The organism is Niabella yanshanensis (assembly GCF_034424215.1).
In the GTDB taxonomy this organism is placed as follows: Bacteria; Bacteroidota; Bacteroidia; order Chitinophagales; family Chitinophagaceae; genus Niabella; species Niabella yanshanensis.
Genome location: NZ_CP139960.1, coordinates 3,079,780 through 3,102,792, shown reverse-complemented (window position 1 = coordinate 3,102,792; position 23,013 = coordinate 3,079,780). Strand labels below are relative to the sequence as shown.

Annotated in this window: 17 protein-coding genes; 11 read left to right on the top strand and 6 right to left on the bottom strand. The window is 44.2% G+C overall.

Annotated features, from left to right (window positions below; all coding sequences use genetic code 11):
- Positions 1 to 25: 25 nt before the first annotated feature.
- Positions 26 to 1,300, top strand: a complete 1,275-nt coding sequence (locus tag U0035_RS12905) for a M16 family metallopeptidase (RefSeq protein WP_114790492.1) — start codon at positions 26 to 28, stop codon at positions 1,298 to 1,300.
- 2 nt (positions 1,301 to 1,302) lie between these two features.
- Here the strand turns inward: U0035_RS12905 and U0035_RS12900 are convergent, their stop codons facing one another.
- A complete protein-coding gene (locus tag U0035_RS12900; protein ID WP_114790191.1) occupies positions 1,303 to 2,364 on the bottom strand; it encodes a DUF4421 family protein in 1,062 nt (353 codons plus the stop codon).
- A gap of 150 nt (positions 2,365 to 2,514) precedes the next feature.
- On the opposite strand from U0035_RS12900, the gene U0035_RS12895 reads away from it, so the two are divergent.
- The 4 genes from U0035_RS12895 (at position 2,515) to U0035_RS12880 (ending at position 7,756) form a co-directional block, all read left to right on the top strand.
- A complete protein-coding gene (locus U0035_RS12895; protein WP_114790190.1) occupies positions 2,515 to 4,500 on the top strand; it encodes an alpha-ketoacid dehydrogenase subunit alpha/beta in 1,986 nt (661 codons plus the stop codon).
- 42 nt (positions 4,501 to 4,542) lie between these two features.
- Positions 4,543 to 5,127, top strand: coding sequence for a Crp/Fnr family transcriptional regulator (locus tag U0035_RS12890; RefSeq protein WP_114790189.1), 585 nt, complete (start codon positions 4,543 to 4,545; stop codon positions 5,125 to 5,127).
- A gap of 931 nt (positions 5,128 to 6,058) precedes the next feature.
- Positions 6,059 to 6,925 carry a pirin family protein gene (locus U0035_RS12885; RefSeq protein WP_114790188.1) on the top strand — a complete coding sequence of 289 codons (867 nt, stop codon included), beginning with the start codon at positions 6,059 to 6,061 and terminating at the stop codon, positions 6,923 to 6,925.
- Positions 6,926 to 7,087: 162 nt separating this feature from the next.
- Positions 7,088 to 7,756, top strand: coding sequence for a TapB family protein (locus U0035_RS12880; protein ID WP_114790187.1), 669 nt, complete (start codon positions 7,088 to 7,090; stop codon positions 7,754 to 7,756).
- A gap of 28 nt (positions 7,757 to 7,784) precedes the next feature.
- Here the strand turns inward: U0035_RS12880 and U0035_RS12875 are convergent, their stop codons facing one another.
- The 5 genes from U0035_RS12875 to U0035_RS22970 all read right to left on the bottom strand — a co-directional run bounded on the left by U0035_RS12875 (position 7,785) and on the right by U0035_RS22970 (position 13,817).
- The gene (locus tag U0035_RS12875) at positions 7,785 to 9,353 is read right to left on the bottom strand and encodes an N-acyl-D-amino-acid deacylase family protein (RefSeq protein WP_114790186.1); all 1,569 of its coding nucleotides are present in this window, start codon (positions 9,351 to 9,353) and stop codon (positions 7,785 to 7,787) included.
- Positions 9,354 to 9,379: 26 nt separating this feature from the next.
- Positions 9,380 to 10,174: a carboxypeptidase-like regulatory domain-containing protein gene (locus U0035_RS12870; protein WP_245957671.1), complete on the bottom strand. Its 795-nt coding sequence runs from the start codon at positions 10,172 to 10,174 to the stop codon at positions 9,380 to 9,382.
- 72 nt (positions 10,175 to 10,246) lie between these two features.
- Positions 10,247 to 12,832 carry an alpha-L-arabinofuranosidase C-terminal domain-containing protein gene (locus U0035_RS12865; RefSeq protein ID WP_114790185.1) on the bottom strand — a complete coding sequence of 862 codons (2,586 nt, stop codon included), beginning with the start codon at positions 12,830 to 12,832 and terminating at the stop codon, positions 10,247 to 10,249.
- Between the two features lie 92 nt (positions 12,833 to 12,924).
- Entirely contained in the window at positions 12,925 to 13,497 is a 573-nt protein-coding gene (gene purN / locus U0035_RS12860; protein WP_114790184.1) for a phosphoribosylglycinamide formyltransferase, read from the bottom strand.
- Between the two features lie 26 nt (positions 13,498 to 13,523).
- Entirely contained in the window at positions 13,524 to 13,817 is a 294-nt protein-coding gene (locus tag U0035_RS22970; protein ID WP_114790183.1) for a DUF6787 family protein, read from the bottom strand.
- A 279-nt stretch (positions 13,818 to 14,096) separates the two neighbouring features.
- On the opposite strand from U0035_RS22970, the gene U0035_RS12855 reads away from it, so the two are divergent.
- The 6 genes from U0035_RS12855 (at position 14,097) to U0035_RS12830 (ending at position 22,877) form a co-directional block, all read left to right on the top strand.
- Positions 14,097 to 15,386, top strand: a complete 1,290-nt coding sequence (locus U0035_RS12855) for a c-type cytochrome (RefSeq protein ID WP_114790490.1) — start codon at positions 14,097 to 14,099, stop codon at positions 15,384 to 15,386.
- Positions 15,387 to 15,501: 115 nt separating this feature from the next.
- Complete coding sequence (locus U0035_RS12850) at positions 15,502 to 18,645, top strand: TAT-variant-translocated molybdopterin oxidoreductase (RefSeq protein WP_114790182.1); 3,144 nt, start codon at positions 15,502 to 15,504, stop codon at positions 18,643 to 18,645.
- Between the two features lie 128 nt (positions 18,646 to 18,773).
- A complete protein-coding gene (gene nrfD, locus U0035_RS12845) occupies positions 18,774 to 20,222 on the top strand; it encodes an NrfD/PsrC family molybdoenzyme membrane anchor subunit (protein ID WP_114790181.1) in 1,449 nt (482 codons plus the stop codon).
- 109 nt (positions 20,223 to 20,331) lie between these two features.
- The gene (locus U0035_RS12840; protein ID WP_114790180.1) at positions 20,332 to 20,919 is read left to right on the top strand and encodes a DUF3341 domain-containing protein; all 588 of its coding nucleotides are present in this window, start codon (positions 20,332 to 20,334) and stop codon (positions 20,917 to 20,919) included.
- Between the two features lie 28 nt (positions 20,920 to 20,947).
- Positions 20,948 to 21,586, top strand: coding sequence for a c-type cytochrome (locus tag U0035_RS12835; protein WP_114790179.1), 639 nt, complete (start codon positions 20,948 to 20,950; stop codon positions 21,584 to 21,586).
- 31 nt (positions 21,587 to 21,617) lie between these two features.
- Positions 21,618 to 22,877 (top strand): quinol:cytochrome C oxidoreductase, encoded by a 1,260-nt coding sequence (locus U0035_RS12830; RefSeq protein WP_114790178.1) that lies wholly within the window; start codon positions 21,618 to 21,620, stop codon positions 22,875 to 22,877.
- Positions 22,878 to 23,013 lie beyond the last annotated feature (136 nt).

Here is a 23,013-nt window from a genome sequence, read left to right as displayed (position 1 = left end):
CGTTTGTCGCCTTAATTTTCATTTCATGCTTAACAGAACTATAGCGCCGGCTATTGTTGACGCGGTAAATTTTAATCTACAGTTACAACCCTATCAAAAATATGTTTTACGAAACGGCGTAGAGGTCTATGCCATAGATGCAGGCTCGGAGGAAGTATTACAAATAGAATGGGTATTTAGTGCCGGCAACTGGTTTGAAGAGAAAAACCTGGAAGCGGGGGTTACCAATTTTTTGTTGAAGAATGGCACTACTTCTAAAACCGCATTCGAAATCAATGAGCACTTTGAATATTATGGCGCATACTTAAACCGCAACAGCGGGTCGGAATACTCGTCTGTAACCCTTCACTGCCTGTCAAAACATATTGAAAAATTGCTGCCGGTAGTGAGAGATATTTTCTCGGAGTCTACCCTGCTGCAGAGCGAAATGGATATAGCCATCCAGAACATGAAACAAAAACTGGATGTAAACCTGAAGAAAAGCAGCTTTGTGGCGGGGAGATTGATAGATACTTATCTGTTTGGAGAACACCATCCCTATGGTCAATTCAGCAGGCACGAAGATTTTGATGCACTGACGAGGGAAGGTCTGCTCCATTTTTATCAACAGTACTATAAAAAAGGACAGTTTAAGTTGTTCGTGGCGGGTAAACTGCCTGCCAACATCAAAACACTGCTGGATCACTATTTTGGCGATTTTGATAACCTGGCTCCTGCCGACAAACAACATATTGTTGCGCCCGATCTTCAAAAAAAGCACCGGGTGATCAATGATGAGAAAAGTGCACAGGGTTCCATCCGGTTGGCGAGGCATTTTGAAAACCGTCATCATCCCGACTTTTTGAAGGCGCAGGTATTGAACGTGGTATTGGGTGGATTCTTTGGTAGTCGACTGATGGCCAATATCCGTGAAGAGAAAGGTTATACCTATGGTATACATAGTTACCTGATGGGTAATAAACGGGAGAATGGATGGATGATTACTACCGAAGCCGGACGTGATGTAAGTGAAGCCACCATTAGCGAAGTGTATAGGGAAATGGAAATTCTTCGGGATGAAGCGGTGGATGAAGAGGAATTAATGCTGGTGAAAAACTTTATGATGGGCTCTATATTGGGCGACCTGGATGGACCCTTCCAGATGATTGCCCGCTGGAAGAACGTTATTCTAAACGATCTGGACAATGAGTTTTTCAACCGCTATATTTCTAATATTAAAAATATTACCGCGGGGGAATTACAGGAAACCGCTAACAAATATTTGTTGCCTGAAGATTTTTATGAGCTGGTGGTGGTGTAGTTTTAATTAATCAGGAATCCCAATCCCACCTTATTAATAATCTTACCTGCAAACCTGGTGAGTTTCGGAATGGATTTACCGGCATTGATACGCCGGGCGTACATTAATTTGTAGTTGTCATTATAGTTCAGGTAGCGGGAGTCGCCCTCCAGGCCCTTAAAAAACAACCGGTTGGAGACATAAGAAAAAGCAATACCCCAGTTTTCGCTATTATAGCCAATGGCCCCCTTTGCCTTCAGGTTTGGGTTGAATTTCCAGAACGAATGCTGCGTATGGTTGTCATCCTGCTCTTTAATATAGCTGACATCCGCATTGAAGGAAGCAATAGCGGTAGCGAAAAAGTGCTTTTTAACTACCAGCGTATAACCGTATCCCACCCCGGGACCGAACGTAATAAAATCCAGCTTCGAAACATTTGCATGAGGAAACTCATCTTTAAGCTGAAAAGGAATAAAAGCACTGTCTCCTTTAGCCGAACCATAAAAGAACTCGCCGCCATACAATAAAGAACCGGCAGATCGTCTTTGCCAGGCATCGAGTAAAAAGGCCGCCTGTGCACTAAATTTCCGGCTGTTTTGGATCAGGTTCACCGTAGTTCCGTAAAGACGGGTTTCAATATCGGGCCGGGTATAATTAGGCAAACCCACCGGTGCAATATTGTACCCGCTGTTTACATAAAGACCTTTATAATTTTGAAAATAAATATCGGCCAACACTTTCCGGCCCGTAATACTCAGCTGCAGGTTGGTTTGCTTGGTTTTACCTCTTTCGGGTTTATAAGACGGATCCAGGCGGCCAACACCAAAAGTAGCGGCCAGGCCCACAAAGTCGTGAGAGCCCGAAATACCCAGCCGGCCGGGACTGTTGGATAAATACTTTAAAGAGTTTTCGGCACTGGAAGCATCCGTTTTAAAAACCGTGTTCTTTTTGGCAGCAATGGCGCCTAACGTTAATTTATGGCGATACGAAATATAGTAACTGGTATCATACCGTTCAGATCTGTACTGGGCATGCAGGCTTAGAGCTGCTACAATAAAAAAACTAAACAGTATGGCTTTTCGCATATGATGGTATTACAAAATACAATAATTAAACAAGCTATATGCCAAATATTTTACGGCTGTGGCTTTTAACTATTAACATAAGAGGTCTCCGGATACCTGCATTAACCGGCACTTCATATTTCGTACACCAAAAAAGCCTACGTTTGTAGTATGCTTTTCGACAGGAAAAATCTTTCTAATGCGCAGCTCATCCAAATGTACCGGAGCCTGGTATATCCGCGGCTTATCGAGGAAAAAATGCTGGTATTACTGCGCCAGGGAAAAGTGAGCAAGTGGTTTAGCGGGATTGGCCAGGAGGCGATAGCAGTAGGGGCAACGCTGGCGCTTCAACAGAACGAGTGGATCATGCCCCTGCATAGAAACCTGGGTGTGTTTACCACCCGGCAAATGCCCTTACACCAGTTATTCAACCAGTGGCAGGGTAACCAGAACGGCTATAGTAAGGGCCGCGAAAGAAGCTTTCATTTCGGAAGCAGGGCGCACCATATTTGCGGTATGATCTCACATTTGGGTCCACAGCTGGCTATTGCCGATGGTATTGCATTGGCTAATAAGCTGGGTCAAAAAGAAAAAGTATCCCTGGCTTTTACAGGCGAAGGAGGTACCAGTGAGGGCGATTTTCATGAAGCTTTAAATTTGGCAGCCGTTTGGGATTTGCCTGTGATTTTTTTAATAGAAAATAATGGGTATGCGCTGAGCACACCCACTAATGAACAGTATCGGTGCATTAACCTGGCAGAGAAAGCCAAAGGCTATGGTATAGAAGGTATCACAATCGACGGCAATAATCTTTTAACTGTTTACGATACGGTTAGAGGGGTACGGGATTATTGCCTCAAAAATCAAAAACCTTATTTAATTGAGTGCGCCACTTTCCGTATGCGTGGACATGAAGAAGCGAGCGGCACCAAATATGTACCCTCAGCGCTATTTGAGCTTTGGGAAAAGAAAGATCCTGTCGCCAACTTTGAACAATATCTTATCGGGGAGAGCGTGTTAACGGAAGAGGAAATAGGCTCAGTCAGGGATAGTTTTAAAGCCGCAATTGAAGAAGAGCTGAAGCTGGCAGATGCAAAGGCGCTTCCTCTTGTTGTCGACACAGCGGTTGAGGTGAGCGATGTATATGCTCCTCATGAGCAGGTTGACTTGTTCTACACAGCTGATAGTAATGTTTCGGAGAAGCGTTTTATAGAAGCCGTTAAAGAAGGTCTTCAGCAATCGTTGAGGTTACATGATAACCTGTTGATAATGGGACAGGACATTGCGGAATATGGCGGCGCCTTTAAGGTGACCGAAGGCTTATTGGAGGAATTTGGAAAAGACAGGATCCGCAATACTCCGATTTGTGAGAGCGTAGTGGTGGGGGCTGCATTGGGACTGAGTTTGGAAGGTTATAAATCAGTAGTAGAAATGCAGTTTGCAGATTTTGCCACCATGGCTTTTAACCAGATCGTTAATAACCTGGCGAAATTATATTACCGTTGGGGACAGCAGGCCGATGTGGTCATACGCATGCCTACGGGTGGTGGTGTTGGTGCAGGGCCTTTTCATAGCCAAAGCAATGAGGCCTGGTTTACACATGTGCCTGGTTTGAAGGTTGTGTATCCGGCTACCCCTGCCGATGCAAAAGGCCTGTTGATCGCGGCTATCAATGATCCCAACCCGGTATTATTTTTTGAGCATAAAGCTTTATACCGCAGTCTCTCCGCTCCTGTGCCCGATAAAAGTTTTGAAGTGTCCATTGGTAAAGCCAGGTGGGTACAGCAAGGGGATGATATCGCTATTATCACTTATGGAATGGGTGTTATTTGGGCCGAGGAATATGCAGCATCGCATCCCGAGGTATCCATCGCAATCCTGGACCTGAGAACCCTTTTGCCGCTGGATTATGAGGCAATCAAAGAAGCCGCAGAAAGCACCGGCAAAGTGCTGGTATTGCATGAAGACACGTTGACGGGTGGCATTGGTGCAGAAATAGCGGCCTGGATTGGTGAGCATTGCTTTAACCGGCTGGATGCCCCGGTAACGAGGTGTGCATCCCTGGATACACCGGTACCTTTTAATAAAGACCTGGAAGCGAATTTTATGGCCCATGCCAGGTTGGAAACATGTATTCGTAATTTACTGAATTTTTAAATACGGTATTTGCCGGCTCAACTATAAACCATCAGCTAAACAATGTCTTTCGAATTATTATTACAGAGCATTTCAAAACGGGTAACACTGAATGAAGAAGAGCAAAAAGTATTCACTTCCTTCTTCAGGCCCCGGAAACTGAAGAAAAAAACCTTTTTATACCAGGAAGGAGATATACAGCAACATATTGCGTTTATTAATTCCGGTTGTTTACGAAGTTATTCTATTGATAAAAACGGAACGGAGCATATTTTGCAGTTTGCTCCTGCCGGTTGGTGGATTGCGGATATGCAAAGCCTCCTCAATAATGCGCCGTCGAACCTGAGTATTGATGCCATAGAAGACAGCGAAGTGTTTTTGATAAAGCAATCGGATATAGAAGATATGTACCAGGCCCTGCCACAACTGGAACGCTATTTCAGGATACTGGCAGAGCGGTCCCTCGCTACCTCCCAGCAAAGATTGATAGATGCTTTAAGCCTCACCGCTGTGGAGCGCTACAATAACTTTTGCCAAAGATATCCGTCTCTTATACAAAGTATTCCCCAGAAGTATGTTGCCTCTTATATTGGTATCACGCCGGAGTTCATGAGTAAGATGCTGAGTCAGCCGATGAAGAAGGGTTAGGAAACAGTGAGCAGGGGAATGGTGAGTAGCTGGTAGGGTCAGCATCGAAGGAATATGTAACATACAACGATCCAATAAGCTCTGCGCCTCCGAGAAATATGCAAGCTAATGGGTGATAACTAGAGGGGATTGGGGATTGCCATAGGTAAATATTCAATGTAGCCCGTATATCTTACATCTTATGTCGTACAATATGCGTTAGTCTCTGCGCCCTCTGCGTGAAACAGGCTAGTAGGGAGTAGCAAATGGGATTAGGAATGAACGGAAATAAATATTCAAGATTCAATGTTCAACACCCAATATACATTAACCTCTGAGCCTTTGCTCCTCTGCGTGCTCTGTATGAAACTATCAGCTAGTGGAGATCAGCAAGTGGCAAGTGGGGGTTCAACAGAGAAATATTCGCACCCAATATACATTGACCTTTGTGCCTTTGCTCCTCTGCGTGCTCTGTGTGAAACTATCAGCTAGTGGAGATCGGCAAGTGGCAAGTGGGGGTCAACAGAGAAGTATTCGCAACCAATATACATTGACCTTTGTGCCTTTGCTCCTCTGCGTGCTCTGTGTGAAACTATCAGCTAGTGGAGATCGGCAAGTGGCAAGTGGGGGTCAACAGAGAAATATTCGCAACCAATATACATTGACCTTTGTGCCTTTGCTCCTCTGCGTACTCTGCGAGAAACATTGTAAGCCAGTGGAGGGATGGCAGTAGCGAGTACGGGCGAATGGAGGGAATATTCAAGATTCAATGTTCAATAACCAATATACATTAACCTCTGGGCCTTTGCTTCTCTGCGCGAAACATGGCAATCCGGAAGTTATACTATTTTCTGTTCTTGGCACTTAACCTGGATTAACTCTTTTACTTAATCCTTGTTATTTTACACTGCCTTTCTTTGATCTAGCTTTGCCTTTAAAGGAGATCAAAAAAATGAAAAAGTCAATTGAAAGAGTGATTACCCGTCCCACACAAGCCGGTATGGTTGGCGATGGATTCAGGGTTTTTAATTTCATACCCCGCGGTGTTACCCAGCAAAGGTTAAGTCCTTTTTTAATGCTTGATTTTGCGGCAGCCTTTAATTTTTCACCCACTGATAAACCCCGTGGTGTTGACGTACACCCACACAAAGGTTTTGAAACAGTTACAGTTGCCTACAAAGGCAGTGTGGCCCATCATGATAGTGCCGGTAACAGTGGTGTTATTCATCCCGGCGATGTACAATGGATGACAGCCGGGGCCGGTATTTTGCACAAAGAATATCATGAAGAGACTTTCGCTGCCGAAGGAGGTGTTTTTGAAATGGTACAATTGTGGGTGAATTTGCCTAAAAAGGATAAATCTGCTCAGCCCCATTATCAATCCCTGACCAAAGAAAATATAGGTAAAGTGGTGTTGCCCGGCAATGGCGGGGAAGTAAATGTTATTGCCGGTAATTTTAATGGTAATGCAGGTGCTGCTGAAACCTACACGGATGTCAATCTTTTTAATGTAAAGCTGAATAGCGGCGCCAGCTTAACAACGGGTATTCCTGCCAGTCATAATTCAGCACTGCTGGTAGTAGAAGGAGGTATTACGGTAAACGGTAAAGAAATTGAGGAGCATAGCTTTGTATTGTTTAAAAATGATGGAGAAGAGGTGGAAATATCTGCAACAAAAGATAGCACTATATTAATATTAAGCGGGGAACCTATCCAGGAGCCGATTGCCAGTTATGGTCCCTTTGTAATGAATACGCAGGCAGAAATTTATGAAGCGATGGAAGAATTTCAAAATGGAAAGTATGGTGTGTTGAATTAGTGTTTTTTGTTTTGGGTTTATGGTTACAAGACAACGGTCGCCCCGGGCGGCCGTTCTTGTTTTAAAGATTCGGCAAGCCAACAGTTCGCCGGGAAACTCACCTATTTAAGTGATTGCCGGGCGATGTGAAGCAAAGTAATTTGCAGTATAAAACTATTCATTATGCGGGTCCTTATTTTTATATTGCTGTTAGCGGTCAGTTCGGGTATTTATGCGCAGTGTAATTACTATTATTTACAAAATAATAAAACGGTTACCATGGCTATGTACGACAGAAAGGGTAACCAGGATGGGAAATATGTTTATAAAGTATCGGGTGTAGCCAAAACAGGAGGAACGACCAGCGCTAATGTAAAATCTGAAGTATTTGATAAAAAAGGAAAATTGTTGGGAGGCGGCGCCGGCACGATGCAGTGCAAAAGTGGCCAGCTGCTGATTGATATGAAGATGATGATGAACCCGCAGCAAACGCAGCAGTTTAAAAATGCCGAAGTGGATGGAAAGGGTGCCTTTATGGAGTATCCCTCCTCGTTACATGTAGGCGAGACTTTAAGCGATGCCAGTTTTAATATGGATATGAAAGCCGAGTCGGGTTTGATGGCTAATATTAGCATTGATATTACTAACCGTAAAGTGGAGGCAAAGGAAAAGATCACAACGCCCGCAGGAAGCTGGGATGCTTATAAAATTACCTACGACTCTAAAATGATCATGAATATGGGCATTGCTATTCCTGTGAAAATGCAAATGACCGAATGGTTTGTACCTGATTTTGGTGTGGTAAAAAGTAGTTCCAAATGGGGCACACAAGAGCTCATTTCGATTGAATAGAATGATTGAACGTCCTCCGCCGTATTTATTAATGATACAATGCTTTACCTGCCCTGGTTCCCATATGCTTCTCCCGGTTAACAGTTAGTTGGCCGTTTACCAAAACATAATGAAAACCTTTCGAGTAGGCATGCGGGTTTTTATAGGTGGATTGATCTGCTACCTGTTTTTCATCAAAGATCACAATATCGGCAGCCATGCCTTCTTTTAAAAGCCCCCGGTCTCTTAGCTGGAATTTTTGGGCCGGCAGAGAAGTCATTTTCCGGATGGCCTCTTCGAGGGGGAGCACTTTTTCTTCTCTTACATATTTACCTAATACCCGCGCATTGGTGCCATAGCCGCGGGGATGCGGTACGCCCTGGTTGAAAACGCGTATAGAGGCGTCGCTGGCAAACATGTTAAAAGGGTACTGCATAATGCGTTTTACATCCTCCTCTCCCATCCCGTGAAATACAGCGCTGGCTCCTCCGTTGATCATGATATCAATAATCGTTTCTGCTTCTTCTTTCACCTTGTGCTTACGGCCCATCATCAGGTTGATCTCTTCTATACTTTTACCATTATAATTACTATCCGGCCGGTAGCTGGCCACCACCGCATAGCTAAAGTGCTTAAGCTTTCTCTTTTTTAATCTGGCCAGCATTTCATCAATCACCCGTTTTTTAATAGCGGGGTTTTTAAGCCTGGCCACAATACTGTCCTGCCCGTCCGCTAATATATCATCGGGTAATAAAGTACTGATGGAAGTGCTGCTGGCAGTATAAGGGTATTGATCAATGGTTACATCCAGCCCCTGTTCCCTGGCATCAGCTACCATAGCAATGGTTTCTTTACTTCGTCCCCAGTTCTGCTGTCCGCTCAATTTGAAATGAGATATTTCTACCGGTATATCAGCCTCCCTGCCAACGGTAATGGCTTCATTGATGGCATCGGTTACCTTATCTCCCTCGTCTCTCATGTGTGAGGCATAAACGCCATTGTAACGGGAGGCTATTTTGGCGAGCGCTACAATTTCGGGTGTTTTGGAGTAAGTGCCGGGAATATAAATAAGTCCGGTAGAAATGCCTACAGCGCCATCTTTCATCGCTTTTTCCACCAGCGCCTTCATTTGCATCAGCTCTTCGGGGGAAGCATCGCGGTTCGCTCTTCCCATTACCGCTTTGCGTACATCATTATGCCCGATCAGCGAAGCTACATTTACAGACAGTTTGAGAGAGTCAATCCACTTCAGGTATTTTCCTATATCTATATTAGAAGCGCCACAGTTACCGGCAACAACGCTGGTTACACCATCATAAATAAAATTATCAGCGGTCGGATTTTTAGCCTCATCTCCTTCAATATGAGTATGCACATCTATAAAGCCGGGAGCGACAATCAATCCTTTTGCATCCATGGTTTGGCTGGCTGTATAGGGCAGTGATTTACCTATACGCTCTATTTTGCCATCTTTTATAGCAATATCCCCGTAATACCAGTTGTTACCCGTACCGTCAATAATCTTCCCGTTTTTGATAAGGATATCACAATGGGATTGTGCCCGGCAAAGAAGCGAAGATGAAAGCAGTATGAAAAGAAGAAGTTTGATATGGTGCATACTGCAATTTAAGCATAATCCTGCTTTCAGGGCCTGCTGTTAAACCTCCGGTAAATAACGGCATCATCGTCTTCGGTAGCCCCTTCCAACCAGAGTGGGGTGGGCATCAAACCAGCTGTAAAGCGCTCATAAGAGTCTTTAATATATTTATGAAAGGTATAGTCAGTAGCTGTAGAAGTAAAAAGAAAGGAAGGTTGATAATAAATAATAAATTCGCTGATGGTACTGTCGTTATCGGCCCCGGTAATGCGCCTGATCAATGCCTTGCTGAAGCGATGCTTAATAAATGCCTCCTGTTCCTGGCTGATCAGCCTGTTTTGAAACATCGATAAACGTTTATTGCGGCCAAACCGAAAGGAATTAATGATCTCATTCAGATCGAAACCGACAGAGCCGTCACTTAACGAGCTTACTTTTAAACCAGGCTTTTGATAATCGAAATATTTGGCATAATCCTGCCGGTTTTGAATAGAGTCGCGCTTGTAATCTTTTACCCGTGCTTTTACCCCGGGCAACAAGGTAATAAATGTTTGCAGCGAAATATTAAAAGCATAGGGAGTTTTAATACTGCGTACCAGGAATTTACGGGTAGGCTTATTAAGATAGCTAAACCAGATGGAGTCTGTTTCGCTTACCCTGATACTGTAGTCACCCATAGCATCAGTAAATGTACCTGCTCCGTTAGTAGATAAAACCGAAACTCCCTGAACAGGGTAAGTGCCTGAACTATCAAACACAGTACCTTTTACAGTAATCTGCGCCTGCACGCCTGCCAGCCCCGCAGCTGTTAAAATAAGTAGTATGAAAAAGAAACGCTTCAAATCAGTTAATAGGACGGCAAAACAAGCAAACTATTTGCAAATGCTTTGATAAAAATAGTAGATATTGGGTAATCAAAGTCTAATACGCCATACAGTGAGTGAATACGGGGGTAAAATTTCGGGCGTGTTTGCCTGCAATTGTATTTCACTCGTTAATGGTTTCGCTTTTCGATCTGCCGGGTTGCCGGTTAATATAGTTTTTTGGACCTTGCTATTGCCTGAAAAATCATCCAAATTGAGCCTGATATGGGTAGTAACCGGTAACAGGTTAACTGCGCGTATTATTAACTCATTGGTTTTTGTATTTTTTACGATTGAAGTGGATATCCGTTTGATCACGCCTGCGTCGTTACCGGAATATTGCAGGTCAGCGGGTATGTATTCATCACCCGGTGTATTGCCGTATAAATGCTGCACATAGTAGCCGGGCGTAAGTTTTACTTCGGTGTTAGTAAAATAAATAAGATCCGGATTCCATTGGGTGAAACCTTCTTTTGCAAAAAGAGGTGCGTAAGAAGACATGGCAACTACATCTCCGTTGCGCTCAAGATTGTTCAAATGCAGCGCCTCGGAAAGAGCCGTTTCCAGGTTGTTAGGCCTGCCGGGTAAATGACTGGCATATTCGCCCAGGTACACTTTGCTGCCATTCCGGTCGTATTTATCATAATAATCCTGGTTGTGAATAAACCAACCCGGGGGTACATAATAATGTTCGTCAATCATGTCCACACCCAGTTTGCGCGCGATGCCCCAGCCTTCTACGTAATCAGTACCCTCGTAAAACGGCCCGGAGGTTCCTACTACCTTTATTTCAGGGTATTTCTTTTTGATGGCATTAAAGATCATGGTGAACCGTTCTTCAAAAATATCGGTGATCAGGTCCTCGTTACCAATACCTATGTATTTTAAATTAAAGGATTTAGGATGGCCCGATGCGGCACGAAGTCTGCCCCAATGCGTGGTTTTGGCATCACCGTTCGCCCATTCGATCAGGTCGAGGATATCCTGTACATATTCATCCATATCGGCCATAGGGATACCACATTGCTGGCCGGCACCGCCATCGGAAGAGTTCTGGCAGGGCACACCGGCTGCTAAAACGGGCAAAGGCTCTGCTCCCATATCCTCACAAAACTGGAAATATTCATAATAACCCAAACCGGTTGTCTGGTGGTAGTTCCACATATTGCGCATGGGTTTACGGGCTTCGAGCGGACCAATCGTCGTCTTCCACCGGTAAATATTGGCAATGCCGTCTCCGTGCGCCACACACCCGCCCGGGAAACGTAAGAATTTGGGTTTCATATCTGCTAATGCCTGTGCGAGGTCCGCCCTTAGCCCGTTTTTACGATTTTTAAATGTTTTTTGGGGGAAGAGCGACACCATATCTAAATGGATACTGCCCTGTTGTTCGAAAATTAACTCAAGCGAAGCATCAGCAACCGTTGCATTTGCCGTTATAACTGCCGACAATTTTTTCCAGTTGGTTCCTGCCGGAATTTTCATGGAGGCAGTTCCCAGTATATTTCCGTTTTTGTCTGATAATCTCCAGGTAAGCTGGCCGGCTTTTGCAGAAGGGATCCTGACAAAAGCGCTGCAGTCGTATTTTTCTCCGGCCTTAACTGCAATACCACCAAAACCTTCATTGACTAGTACAGGTTTTCCAAGATCGTAACTTAAAACGGCATAATGCGGGTTATTGGGATGTACGGGCGAGACAGAATCAATTGCCAGAGTTCCAAGACCCGGGCGCCAGGCTGTTTGGTGGTTCCAGTTTTTATCGCGGTATTTTTTGTCAGCAGGATGGTATTCAAAATCGCGGTTTTGTACCAGCTCAGCATATAAGCCTCCGTCGGCAGCATAATTAATATCTTCAAAAAAAGCGCCCACCAGCAGGTCGCTGATCTTTTTGCTTTTTGCCCGAATGGGAGTGAGCGTAATGTCTACAGGCTTCAGACCAGCAAACCGCTGGTGGTCTGTAGCGGCCGACTCAGCTAAAAGGGTCGATTGATATTGTGCATTTTTTTGTGCGTTTAAAAGCCCTTCTACCCGGTTAAACGCTACTTTGTGCACTGTGCCGGTTTGTTTGTGGCCTGAAACCATTGCTTCAACACGTTTATTGATATACTCTCCTGCATTGATTTTTTGGGGCGAAGCAAATGTTTTAAAGTCTGTTGCCAGGGAAAATGCCTGGTTGGCATTATTAGCATTGCTCCGCCAGCTTACTACATATTTGCCAATTGAAGAAGATGAAATAACAGGATCAGCTACATTACTGCCCATTGAAGTTTGAGGATAACTCTGGCGTCCCCAGTACACCAAATCGGGTGAAGCTGCATGAGCCAATACATTTTCATTAGCATTCAGGCTCCATACCAGGTGCCAGGTTCCGTCGTCACCGGCGAAAAGAAATGGTTTTAGCATTTTCTTTTGAGCCCCCCAGGTACCGTAATCACTGTATACAAAATAATGTTCCGGTCCGATCGCATTCCAGCTAATGCCATCGTTGCTCCATGCAAACGCCAGGCCGGTGCGGGCATTTCCCCGTTCGGGGGAGTAGGCAAAAAGATAGGCCGAATCGGGACGGTTGGCAGCCCGCTGGCTTTTACCTGTTATCGTAAAAAAACATAGCAGGAACAGGGCAGTCAATTGTTTCATGGCAGTGGCAATTTATAATAGTATAAATGACAAATATATTTATTTATAAAGAAAACCGCAACTGAATAAATAGTAGTTGCGCCTGTGATCTTTTACTGTTTCCGTATCACCTCCTCTATCACAGCAGGGAAGTGTGCGTGTTCCAGCAGGTGTATTTTTTCGGCCAACTGTTCGGGGGTATCGCCGGGTTCAATATTGCAGGTAGCCTGGAAGATAATATCGCCGTGATCGTAATGCTCATCCACATAATGAATAGTAATGCCACTTTGTTTTTCCTGGTTGGCGATTACTGCCTGGTGAACAAATGCGCCATACATGCCTTTTCCTCCATAGTTGGGCAATAGGGCGGGGTGAATATTTACGATTTTCCGGGGATAGGCATCGATTAGCGGTTGCGGGATTTTCAATAAAAAACCGGCTAAAACAACAAAATCAATCCCTTTTTCCTGTAAAAAAGCCGCATATCCGTCTTTTTTATACTGTTCTTTTTCAATAAGCACCTGTTCAATTTGCTCACGTCCGGCAATTGCCAGCACTCCTGCCCCGGCCTTGTTACAGGCAACCAGGCTTACTTCGGCGATTTCACTTGCCTTAAAATGATCGATAATTTTCTGGGCATTACTGCCGGCGCCACTGGCAAAAACAGCTATTTTTTGTTTCATCATTTATTATTAATCCGTAACCGACCTTTTTATTGATTATTGGTCCGTTTCTTTGTTAGTTTCCTGAGTAATTCGCTTAAATACTTTTTAAAAAAAGCATACTGGCCAAAAATAATGCTTACTCCTAAAACCATTAATGGCCAGATTAAAGTTACCAGTACAATATATATAATAGTATATAACAGGGTATTGCCGATCCGGAGTGTCGACATCAGCTGCCTACCCAAATAACCGCTGAGGCTGCCACCTATGGCAAATGTGCACAGTATTAAAAATAGCTGTAGCGGACCAACCTTCCATTTTTGTTTGAGCCTGTTGAGCATGATTGATCCTGCAAAATAATCCACAATTTCCAAATAAGCTAGAATGAAGGATAATACCCCCTGAAACCCCAGATATGCACATCAAAACGGGGTAAGTCCGGATGACTTTTTAATGACAAACAAATTTTGCTTCCTCAAAAAAAAGCCAAAAAATCGGCTGAAACTCAAGCCGGGCGCGGGTTTAAAAAATTTGTAAATTGTTGCTGTTATGTTAACGCCGCGCCTTATTTTTGCAGTCGTTCAGAGGTTTTTATCCACATTTTAGATTTTATGCGTTTTATGAACAATCATAAGTATTTATTTAACCAACTAACCTTACTTATAATAGCGCTGCTTGTTTCCGTTGCCCCCGTTTTTGCGCAGGATGGTGCCGCCGTTCAGGAGGGAAAGACTTTATTTATCGGTAAGTGTCAGAGCTGTCATGCCGGCGACATGAAGTCGAACAGCACAGGACCTGCACTAGGCGGTGTTCAGGGGCGTTGGGAAGATGCGGGAAAACTGCATGAGTGGATACGTAATAACCAAAAGCTGATTGCTTCAGGATATCCTAAAGCGGTGGAAGTATCAAAAATATCTGCTTCGGCGATGACAACCTTCCCCGATTTGACTGATCCTCAGATAGATGCAATTCTTTCTTATATAGATGCAAAGGCTTCAGGTAAATTAGATACTCCTAAAGACGGAGCAGCGGGCGCCGCAGCTGCCGGCGGAGGCTCCAGCCAAAACAACCTGATGTATGGTGTGGTTTCGTTAATCCTTGCCCTGGTTGCCCTGGTGTTAATTTATGTAAACTTCAACTTACAAAAAGCTGCCCGTGATGCGGAAAACGTAAAATCGGCTCCTTCTTTACCTATTTACCGTAATAAAACCTATATCGCCATTTTCGCGATCGTGTTTTTTATAATAGGCGGTTATTTCACTACCAAAGGACTGGTTAACGTAAACAGGCAGATCAATTACGAGCCTACACAACCTATCTTTTACTCTCACAAAGTACACGCCGGTGTAAATCAGATCAACTGTTTATACTGTCATGGTAACGCATGGGAAAGCAAAACAGCCGCCATTCCTTCGGTGAATGTGTGTATGAACTGTCATAAAACCATCCAGAAATACGGTGGTCCTGAATTGAAAGACAGAAATGGTAACCTGGTTGACGGAACCCGTGAGATCCAGAAATTATATGAATATGCAGGCTTCGACCCGGCTCAACCTGATGCATGGGATCCTTCAAAAGCCAAGCCCATCGAGTGGGTTAAAATTCATAACCTGCCTGACCACGTTTATTTCAACCACAGCCAGCATATCAGAGTGGGGAATGTTCAATGCCAGACCTGCCACGGTGAAATCACCGGCATGGACGAAGTATACCAGTTTTCTGAGTTGAGCATGGGATGGTGCGTGAACTGTCACAGGCAGACCAAAGTGAATTTCAATGTAGATTCTACTAACGGAAATCAGTTTTACAGCATTTACGAGAAGTTTCATAATGACATCAAATCGGGCAAAATGGACAGTGTGACGGTGAAAGATATCGGAGGCCTGGAATGTCAAAAATGTCACTATTAATAATAGTCAGTAATGGTGCCGGTGTACTCCATCAGTACCAGCGCTGAAGCGAAGAGCAATTATCACATTAGCAAACCCGCCTGCCGGCTGGCAGGTTATCAGAATAGATAAAGATATGAGTAAAAAGTACTGGCAAGGTTTCGGAGAAATAAATGATCCTGAAAATTTTCAGAAGAAGGTGAGCGACGAGTTTCGCGAAGAGCTGCCTTTTGAAGATTTTGACAGCAAGGGCTTATTAGACGCAAAAGCCCCGCGCAGGGACTTTTTGAAATACCTTGGTTTTAGCACTGCGGCTGCAACCTTAGCAGCCAGCTGTAAAACAAAGGTTCGCGAAGCCATACCTTACGCCTTCAAACCAGAGAGCATTGTACCTGGCGAAGCAAAATTTTATGCTACTACATATGTGCAGGGTGGAGAAGTAGTTCCGGTACTGGCGAAAGTGAGAGATGGTCGTCCTATTAAGATCGAAGGAAATGATAAAGCCTCTTTTACCAACGGAGGTACATCTGCAGCGGTTCAGGCATCGGTTTTAGATCTGTACGATACCCACCGTCTTCGTTTTCCCCAGAGAAAAGTGGGCGATAAATTTGAAGAAAGTACTTACGAACATTTAGATAAAACAATTGCTGCCGAGTTAGCCAGCGCCGGCCAGATTGTTTTACTTTCCAACACGATCACGTCTCCCTCTACTTTAGATATTATTGCGAAAAATCCAAAGATCCGTTTGGTACAATACGACCCAGCTAACTACAGTGGTATGTTGCTGGCTAACGAAGCATCAGGATTTGGAAGAAATTTACCTACTTACCGGTTTGAAAATGCGGATGTAATTGTGAGCCTGGGCGCAGACTTCCTGGGAACCTGGTTAAACCCTATTGAGCAGGCTTCAGGATATTCCAAAGGCCGTAAAATAGATGAGAAGAATCCTAAAATGAACAAGCATTATCATTTTGAGGGCTTCTTAAGTATGACCGGTTCTAATGCAGATGAGCGTTTTGCGCATCGTCCTTCACAAACCGGTGCGGTTGCTTTAGCTTTATTAGCGGCAGTAGGCGGCAGCGCTACAGCCCCTGCCCTGGATGCCAAATTAAGCGCGGGCATTGCTAAAGCAGCAGCGGATCTGAAAGCGGCGGGTGCACGTGGGCTGGTAGTATCGGGCAGCAATGATGTGAATGTACAAACACTCGTGAATGCTATCAACGGCGCTATTGGTGCTTATGGTTCTACCATTGATTTCTCCAGACCATCGAATACTTCAAAAGCAATTGATAAAGATTTCGCTGACCTGCTGACTCAAATGGAAGGCGGCCAGGTAACGGCAATCCTGATTCACGGAGCTAATCCTGTTTACGATTATTTCGATGGCGCCCGTTTTGCCAACGCACTTAAAAAAGTAAAAACTTCTGTGTCGTTCAGCGAAAGAATGGACGAAACCACACAGCTGGTTAAATATATATTACCTACTCACCATTACCTGGAGAGCTGGGGAGATGCAGAGCCTAAAGGCGGCATCGTTAGCTTTATTCAACCAACCATTAACCCGTTATTCAAAACCAGGGCTTACCAGGATACCTTGTTGAAGTTGAGTGGTAATGCTACAGAATACCATGATTATCATAAAGAATTCTGGACTGCAAAACTGGGTGGTGAAATAGCGTTCCTGAATGCCTTAAAAGCAGGCGTTATTGAAAATGCAGCTGCTACAGGTGGTTCTTACTCTGGTGCTGCTGTAGCCGCGGCTTCTGCTGCAGTATCTGCTACCCCTGCCGGTGGTAAGGATGAGTTAGTGGTATACAGAAATGTGGGTGTGGGTACCGGTGTTGGAGCAACAAACCCCTGGTTACAAGAGTTACCAGATCCTGTAACCCGCGTTACATGGGGTAACTACGCGCTTATTTCTGTTGCCAAGGCAAAAGAATTGGGCATCGAGTTAGACAATGATTATGAATATTACCCTGAAAAGCCGGTAATTAAAATACAAAGCGGTAAAGCCAGCATTGAATTACCGATACTGGTAATGCCTGGCATGAATGCCAATACGATTGCTATTCCAATGGGATACGGTCGTGCAGAATTCACAGGTCGTACAGCGGCTGGCGTAGGTGCCAATGCTTTCCCTTTTACTTCATTTAACGGAACCACTGTAAGCTATGTTAACCCGAATGTTACCGTAACTGATGCAGGAAGAAAAGAAAAAGTAGCACAAACCCAGATACATAACTCTTATGAAGGTCGTGTTGAAGTATTGAGAGAGACCACTTTCGGTACTTTCAAGAAGAGACCTAACGAAATCAAAGAGTGGAGAGATCACCTTGTAGAAACTTTTGCTGCAACAACCGGCGATTTCAGAAAAGAAGCTACTTTATACGGTGTGCATGAAACTCCGGGACTGAAATGGGGTATGAACGTGGACATGAATGCGTGCTTTGGTTGTGGTGCCTGCGTAGTGGCCTGTCATATTGAGAACAACGTGCCTATTGTTGGTAAAAGTGAAGTATTGCGTTACCACGATATGCACTGGCTTCGTATTGACCGCTATTTCATCAGCGATGAGAACAATGCAGATGAACTGAAAGGTGTGGTATTCCAGCCTATGATGTGTCAGCATTGCGATAACGCTCCTTGTGAGAACGTTTGTCCGGTAGCGGCTACCAACCACAGTGAAGAAGGTATTAACCAAATGGCTTATAACCGTTGTATCGGTACCAGGTATTGCGCTAATAACTGTCCGTTTAAAGTTCGTCGCTTTAACTGGTTAGATTATACAGGAGCAGATAGCTTCCCTAATAACCAGGATCAGACCATCGTTGGTAAATTAGATCCGGTGGTATTCCAGATGAATGACCCGTTGACACGCATGGTGTTAAACCCGGATGTTACGGTACGTTCACGTGGTGTAATGGAGAAATGCTCTTTCTGTATCCAGCGCACACAGCATGCTAAACTCGAGGCCAAAAAAGAAAACAGGCCTTTACGTGACGGAGAAGCAAAAACAGCTTGTATGCAGGCATGTAATGCTGATGCGATTGTGTTTGGTAATGTTAACGACAAAGCCAGCCGCGTAAGCCAGGACAGGCAAAATAACCCGCAGCGTTTGTTCTACTCATTAGAGCAGCTGCACGTATTGCCCAGCGTTAGCTACCTGGCTAAGGTTAGAAATACCGATGAGATTCTTGCGGGGGATGAGCATCATGAAGCAGAAGGACACGAGGCGGCAGGGCATGAAGCAAAACCTGCAGCCGAGGGGGCGCATCATTAGGACTAGTTAAAAAGTTAACAGCCTGCCCGGCGGCAGACGGGGTTGATAAGTTGACAAGGAGCGTAGGCAAAGAACTATCAACTATTAACAATGAACAATTTAGATTATTAGAATTTTTATAGATAATTATGTCATTAATCAGATACGAATCGCAGGCCAGGGCGCCATTGGTAGAGGGAAATAAAACCTACCACGATGTAACGGAAGACATTTGTCGTCCGGTGGAGGCTAAACCCAGCAAATTATGGTGGGTAGGTTTCATTATATCGCTGGGCTTATTAGGTTTTGGTGTAGTGTCCATATATATGGATATTGTGTATGGTACGGGCCAGTGGAACCTGAATAAAACGATTGGTTGGGGTTGGGATATTACCAACTTCGTATGGTGGGTAGGTATTGGTCACGCGGGTACGCTGATCTCTGCGATCCTGTTACTCTTCCGTCAGGGCTGGCGTACCGGCGTAAACCGTGCGGCTGAAGCGATGACCATCTTCGCGGTAATGTGTGCGGGCCAGTTCCCGATCTGGCACATGGGTCGTGTATGGAACGGTTTCTTTGTAATGCCTTACCCTAATACCCGCGGTCCGTTGTGGGTGAATTTTAACTCACCACTTCTTTGGGACGTATTTGCCATCTCTACTTACTTTACAGTATCTCTTTTGTTCTGGTATTCAGGTTTATTACCTGACCTGGCAACCTTACGTGATCGTGCTAAATTAAAATGGAGCAAGTTTTTCTACGGTTTGGCGGCATTTGGCTGGACTGGTAGTACCAAGCACTGGCAAAGACACGAGGCTTTATCGCTGGTATTAGCCGGTCTTTCTACTCCCCTTGTACTTTCGGTACACACGATCGTATCTTTTGACTTTGCCACTTCGGTTATTCCCGGCTGGCACACTACCATCTTCCCTCCTTACTTCGTAGCGGGTGCGGTATTTAGTGGTTTTGCCATGGTACAAACCCTGTTATTGATCACCCGTAAAGTATTGGGCTTAGAGCAATATATCACCATGGAGCATATTGATGTAATGAACAAGGTTATTGTTCTTACCGGTTCTATCGTGGGTATAGCATACCTGACGGAGTTATTCATGTCCTGGTATAGTGCTTCTCCTTATGAGTGGTTTGCTTTTAAAGAAAACCGTTTGAACCTGAACAGCCCTTATGGATGGAGCTACTGGCTGATGATGGGTTGTAACGTAATATCTCCGCAGATCTTCTGGTTCCGTAAAATGAGGCGCAATATCCTGGTTACTTTCTTTATGAGTATCCTTGTAAATATCGGTATGTGGTTTGAGCGTTTTGTGATCATCGTTACTTCTATCTATCGCGACTATTTACCAAGTTCATGGAGTACTTACTATACTCCAACCATTTGGGAGATTGGTTTTTATATGGGTACGTTTGGTTTGTTCTTTACCTGCTACTTCCTGTTCTCTAAGTTCTTCCCGGTAATTGCGATCGCTGAGATCAAACATATCCTGAAGAAAAACGGTGACAGCTACAAAGCTGGTTATAATAAAGAAGAGCAGGAAAGCTATGATGCGTTTGAGCACGAGCAAAACCATCATCATTAATAGGTAAGTTGAAAACCTGCCTGGCGGCAGACAGGGTTTATAAGTTGACAAGGTTTTTGGGTCGGTATTTACCAGAATCCGGTAACCAGAATCCAGTAACAAAAAATATATGAACGTTAAAAAATTTGTTGTAGGTAATTTTTACGAAGAAACGGTTTTGTTTCCGGCGGTAACCAAGGTTCGCCGTGCCGGGTACAAAATACACGATGTGTATACGCCTTTTCCTATTCATGGTTTGGATAAAGTGATGGGTTTAAAGGATACTGATCTTCATATTGCCGGTTTCATTTACGGTATTACAGGTACTTCTACTGCCATAGGTTTTATCACCTTTATGCTGGCGTTCGACTGGAAGATCAACTTTGGTGGAAAGCCGTTCTTTTCCCTGCCGGCGTGGATACCTATTATGTTTGAGCTTACGGTATTATTTGCGGCAGTGGGCATGGTGCTTACTTTTTGCTGGTTGTGCCAACTGGCGCCGTTCGTAAAAAAGGATCACTTTAACCTGCGTAGTACAGACGATACCTTTACCATGGCTATCGAATGCACCGATAAAACTAACGAAGAAGAAGCGATCGCTTTTCTACAAAGTGTTGGCGCGCAGGGTGTTGAGATTCAACACCGTGAAGCAGATTGGTGGATTGGCCGCTACGACAGGGAAACGGTGAGATTTGGAAAGAAAGTACCCCAGGTTTAATTAATATCAACTCAAGGAAAAGAAACAGATGAACAAATATTTTTATATAGCAGTTGTGGTGCTTAGTGCAGTAGCCGCCGGTTGTGGTGCAGGTAAAGAGCCTGGTATTGCTTATATGCCGGATATGTATTACAGTAAGGCTTACGAAACGTATGCTTCCACCAAGGAGCTGAAAGATTCTGGTATATACTACAACAGGCTTCCTGTTGCAGGAACCGTTTCGACAGATGAAGACCTGGCGTTTCATTTTAATCTGAAGCATGATTCTACAGGGTATGCACAATCTGCCAGCCTGAAGAATCCCCTGGATAGTGGCGCTACCGTAAACCTGAAAGAAGCGGAAAGATTGTATCTGGTAAATTGCGGTATTTGTCATGGTGCTGCATTGGATGGTAATGGTCCTCTTTTCAAAGGAGGCGAAGGTCCTTACTCTGCAAAGCCAGCCACTTTAGTAGGCGATGCGGTTTACGAGGCAATGGCACCCGGTACTATGTTTTACTCTATTACTTATGGCAAGGGGCAAATGGGTAGCTATGCGTCTCAGCTTACGCCTAAGGAGCGCTGGGAAGTGGTAGCCTATATCAAATCGAAGCAGAAGAAAGCGGCGCCGGCAGCGGCCCCTGCTGCAGCTGCACCTGTAGATAGCACAGCAACGGCAAAGAAATAATTTATTTGAACTTATTTAATAAAGATCAGGAATGTCAACAGTAGAAAAATTTTTACCTACAAAAAAGTATAACACTATCGCTTATGTGTTAATGGCCGTAGGTTTGGTAGCGACTATTGCGCTGTATATTTCAACGCATGGCGCAACCGGCAGTGAGGAAGAAGTACACAGAAGCCACGCTCGCTTCTGGGCAAGCCTGTTACAGAATAGCGTTTACTTTTTGCTGGTGGTGAATGCTGCCATGTTCTTTATGTGCGCCACTACATTAGCATGGGGTGGATGGCAAATTGGCTTTTCAAGGGTTACAGAAGCTGTTTCTTCAGCAGTACCTGTAATTGGTGTTATCGCCGGCATTATTTTGCTATCTATTGTTTTTGGTGATAACCATACCATTTATCACTGGACGGATACAGAGCATGTGAAGCACGACAAGATCCTGAACTTTAAAAAGGGATTCCTGAACAAGGGTTTTTATGTGACAGTAACTGTTTTAACCATTGTGTTCTGGTCTTTCCTGGGTTGGAAAATGAGACAACGTTCCCGCAGTTTAGATACTAACCCACCCGCAACAGTAGAATCAAAAAAGAAATTCATCTGGGACAATACCGTGATGGCCGCTTTATACTTAGTTGTATTTGCCTTAACTATTATGTCATCCTTACCATGGTTATGGTTAATGAGCATCGATGCGCATTGGTTCAGTACCATGTATAGCTGGTATACTTTTGCAAGCACTTTTGTTGCCGGTATCGCCCTGATCGCTCTTTATGTAGTATTTCTTAAAAATAACGGCTTATTGCCCGCCGTAAACCAAGAGCATTTACACGACTTGGGTAAGTTTATGTTCGCGTTTTCTATCTTCTGGACTTACCTGTGGTTTTCACAGTTCATGTTGATCTGGTATAGTAACCAGCCTGAGGAAACTATTTATTTTGTAAACAGGATTGGTAACAGCGCCAGACAAAGTCCTTATTCCGGTATCTTCTGGTTTATGCTGATTATCAACTTTGTTGCTCCGATACTTATTTTCATGAGCCGCGACTCCAAGCGTAACTATACTATTGTAACATTTGTGGCAATCATTATCATCTTTGGCCACTGGCTGGATTTTTACCAAATGGTATTCCCGGCAGTATCGCCCGATAAGGTTCCGTCTATTATTTTCGATATGGGTATTGCCATGTTCTTTGTAGGATTGATTATGTTGCTGGTGGCACGTACATTGAGTAAATATCCGTTGACAGTAAAAAATCACCCTTTTGCGAAAGAGAGTGTTATTCACCATACTTAATAAACGTAGAGCGGTTAAAAGAATAGTTGAGATATATTCATCAGTAGTGCGTCCTAAGGACTCTTTCGGAGACGCAACCAGGTTGAAAGAAGCACTAAAGCTGATCACAAAAAATAAGATATAACATAACAGAACA

Coding starts and splice junctions, on each gene's coding strand:
- U0035_RS12905 (WP_114790492.1), top strand. CDS start 26: ATGCTTAACAGAACTATAGCGCCGGCTATTGTTGACGCGGTAAATTTT.
- U0035_RS12900 (WP_114790191.1), bottom strand. CDS start 2,364: ATGCGAAAAGCCATACTGTTTAGTTTTTTTATTGTAGCAGCTCTAAGC.
- U0035_RS12895 (WP_114790190.1), top strand. CDS start 2,515: ATGCTTTTCGACAGGAAAAATCTTTCTAATGCGCAGCTCATCCAAATG.
- U0035_RS12890 (WP_114790189.1), top strand. CDS start 4,543: ATGTCTTTCGAATTATTATTACAGAGCATTTCAAAACGGGTAACACTG.
- U0035_RS12885 (WP_114790188.1), top strand. CDS start 6,059: ATGAAAAAGTCAATTGAAAGAGTGATTACCCGTCCCACACAAGCCGGT.
- U0035_RS12880 (WP_114790187.1), top strand. CDS start 7,088: ATGCGGGTCCTTATTTTTATATTGCTGTTAGCGGTCAGTTCGGGTATT.
- U0035_RS12875 (WP_114790186.1), bottom strand. CDS start 9,353: ATGCACCATATCAAACTTCTTCTTTTCATACTGCTTTCATCTTCGCTT.
- U0035_RS12865 (WP_114790185.1), bottom strand. CDS start 12,832: ATGAAACAATTGACTGCCCTGTTCCTGCTATGTTTTTTTACGATAACA.
- purN (WP_114790184.1), bottom strand. CDS start 13,497: ATGATGAAACAAAAAATAGCTGTTTTTGCCAGTGGCGCCGGCAGTAAT.
- U0035_RS22970 (WP_114790183.1), bottom strand. CDS start 13,817: ATGCTCAACAGGCTCAAACAAAAATGGAAGGTTGGTCCGCTACAGCTA.
- U0035_RS12855 (WP_114790490.1), top strand. CDS start 14,097: ATGAACAATCATAAGTATTTATTTAACCAACTAACCTTACTTATAATA.
- U0035_RS12850 (WP_114790182.1), top strand. CDS start 15,502: ATGAGTAAAAAGTACTGGCAAGGTTTCGGAGAAATAAATGATCCTGAA.
- nrfD (WP_114790181.1), top strand. CDS start 18,774: ATGTCATTAATCAGATACGAATCGCAGGCCAGGGCGCCATTGGTAGAG.
- U0035_RS12840 (WP_114790180.1), top strand. CDS start 20,332: ATGAACGTTAAAAAATTTGTTGTAGGTAATTTTTACGAAGAAACGGTT.
- U0035_RS12835 (WP_114790179.1), top strand. CDS start 20,948: ATGAACAAATATTTTTATATAGCAGTTGTGGTGCTTAGTGCAGTAGCC.
- U0035_RS12830 (WP_114790178.1), top strand. CDS start 21,618: ATGTCAACAGTAGAAAAATTTTTACCTACAAAAAAGTATAACACTATC.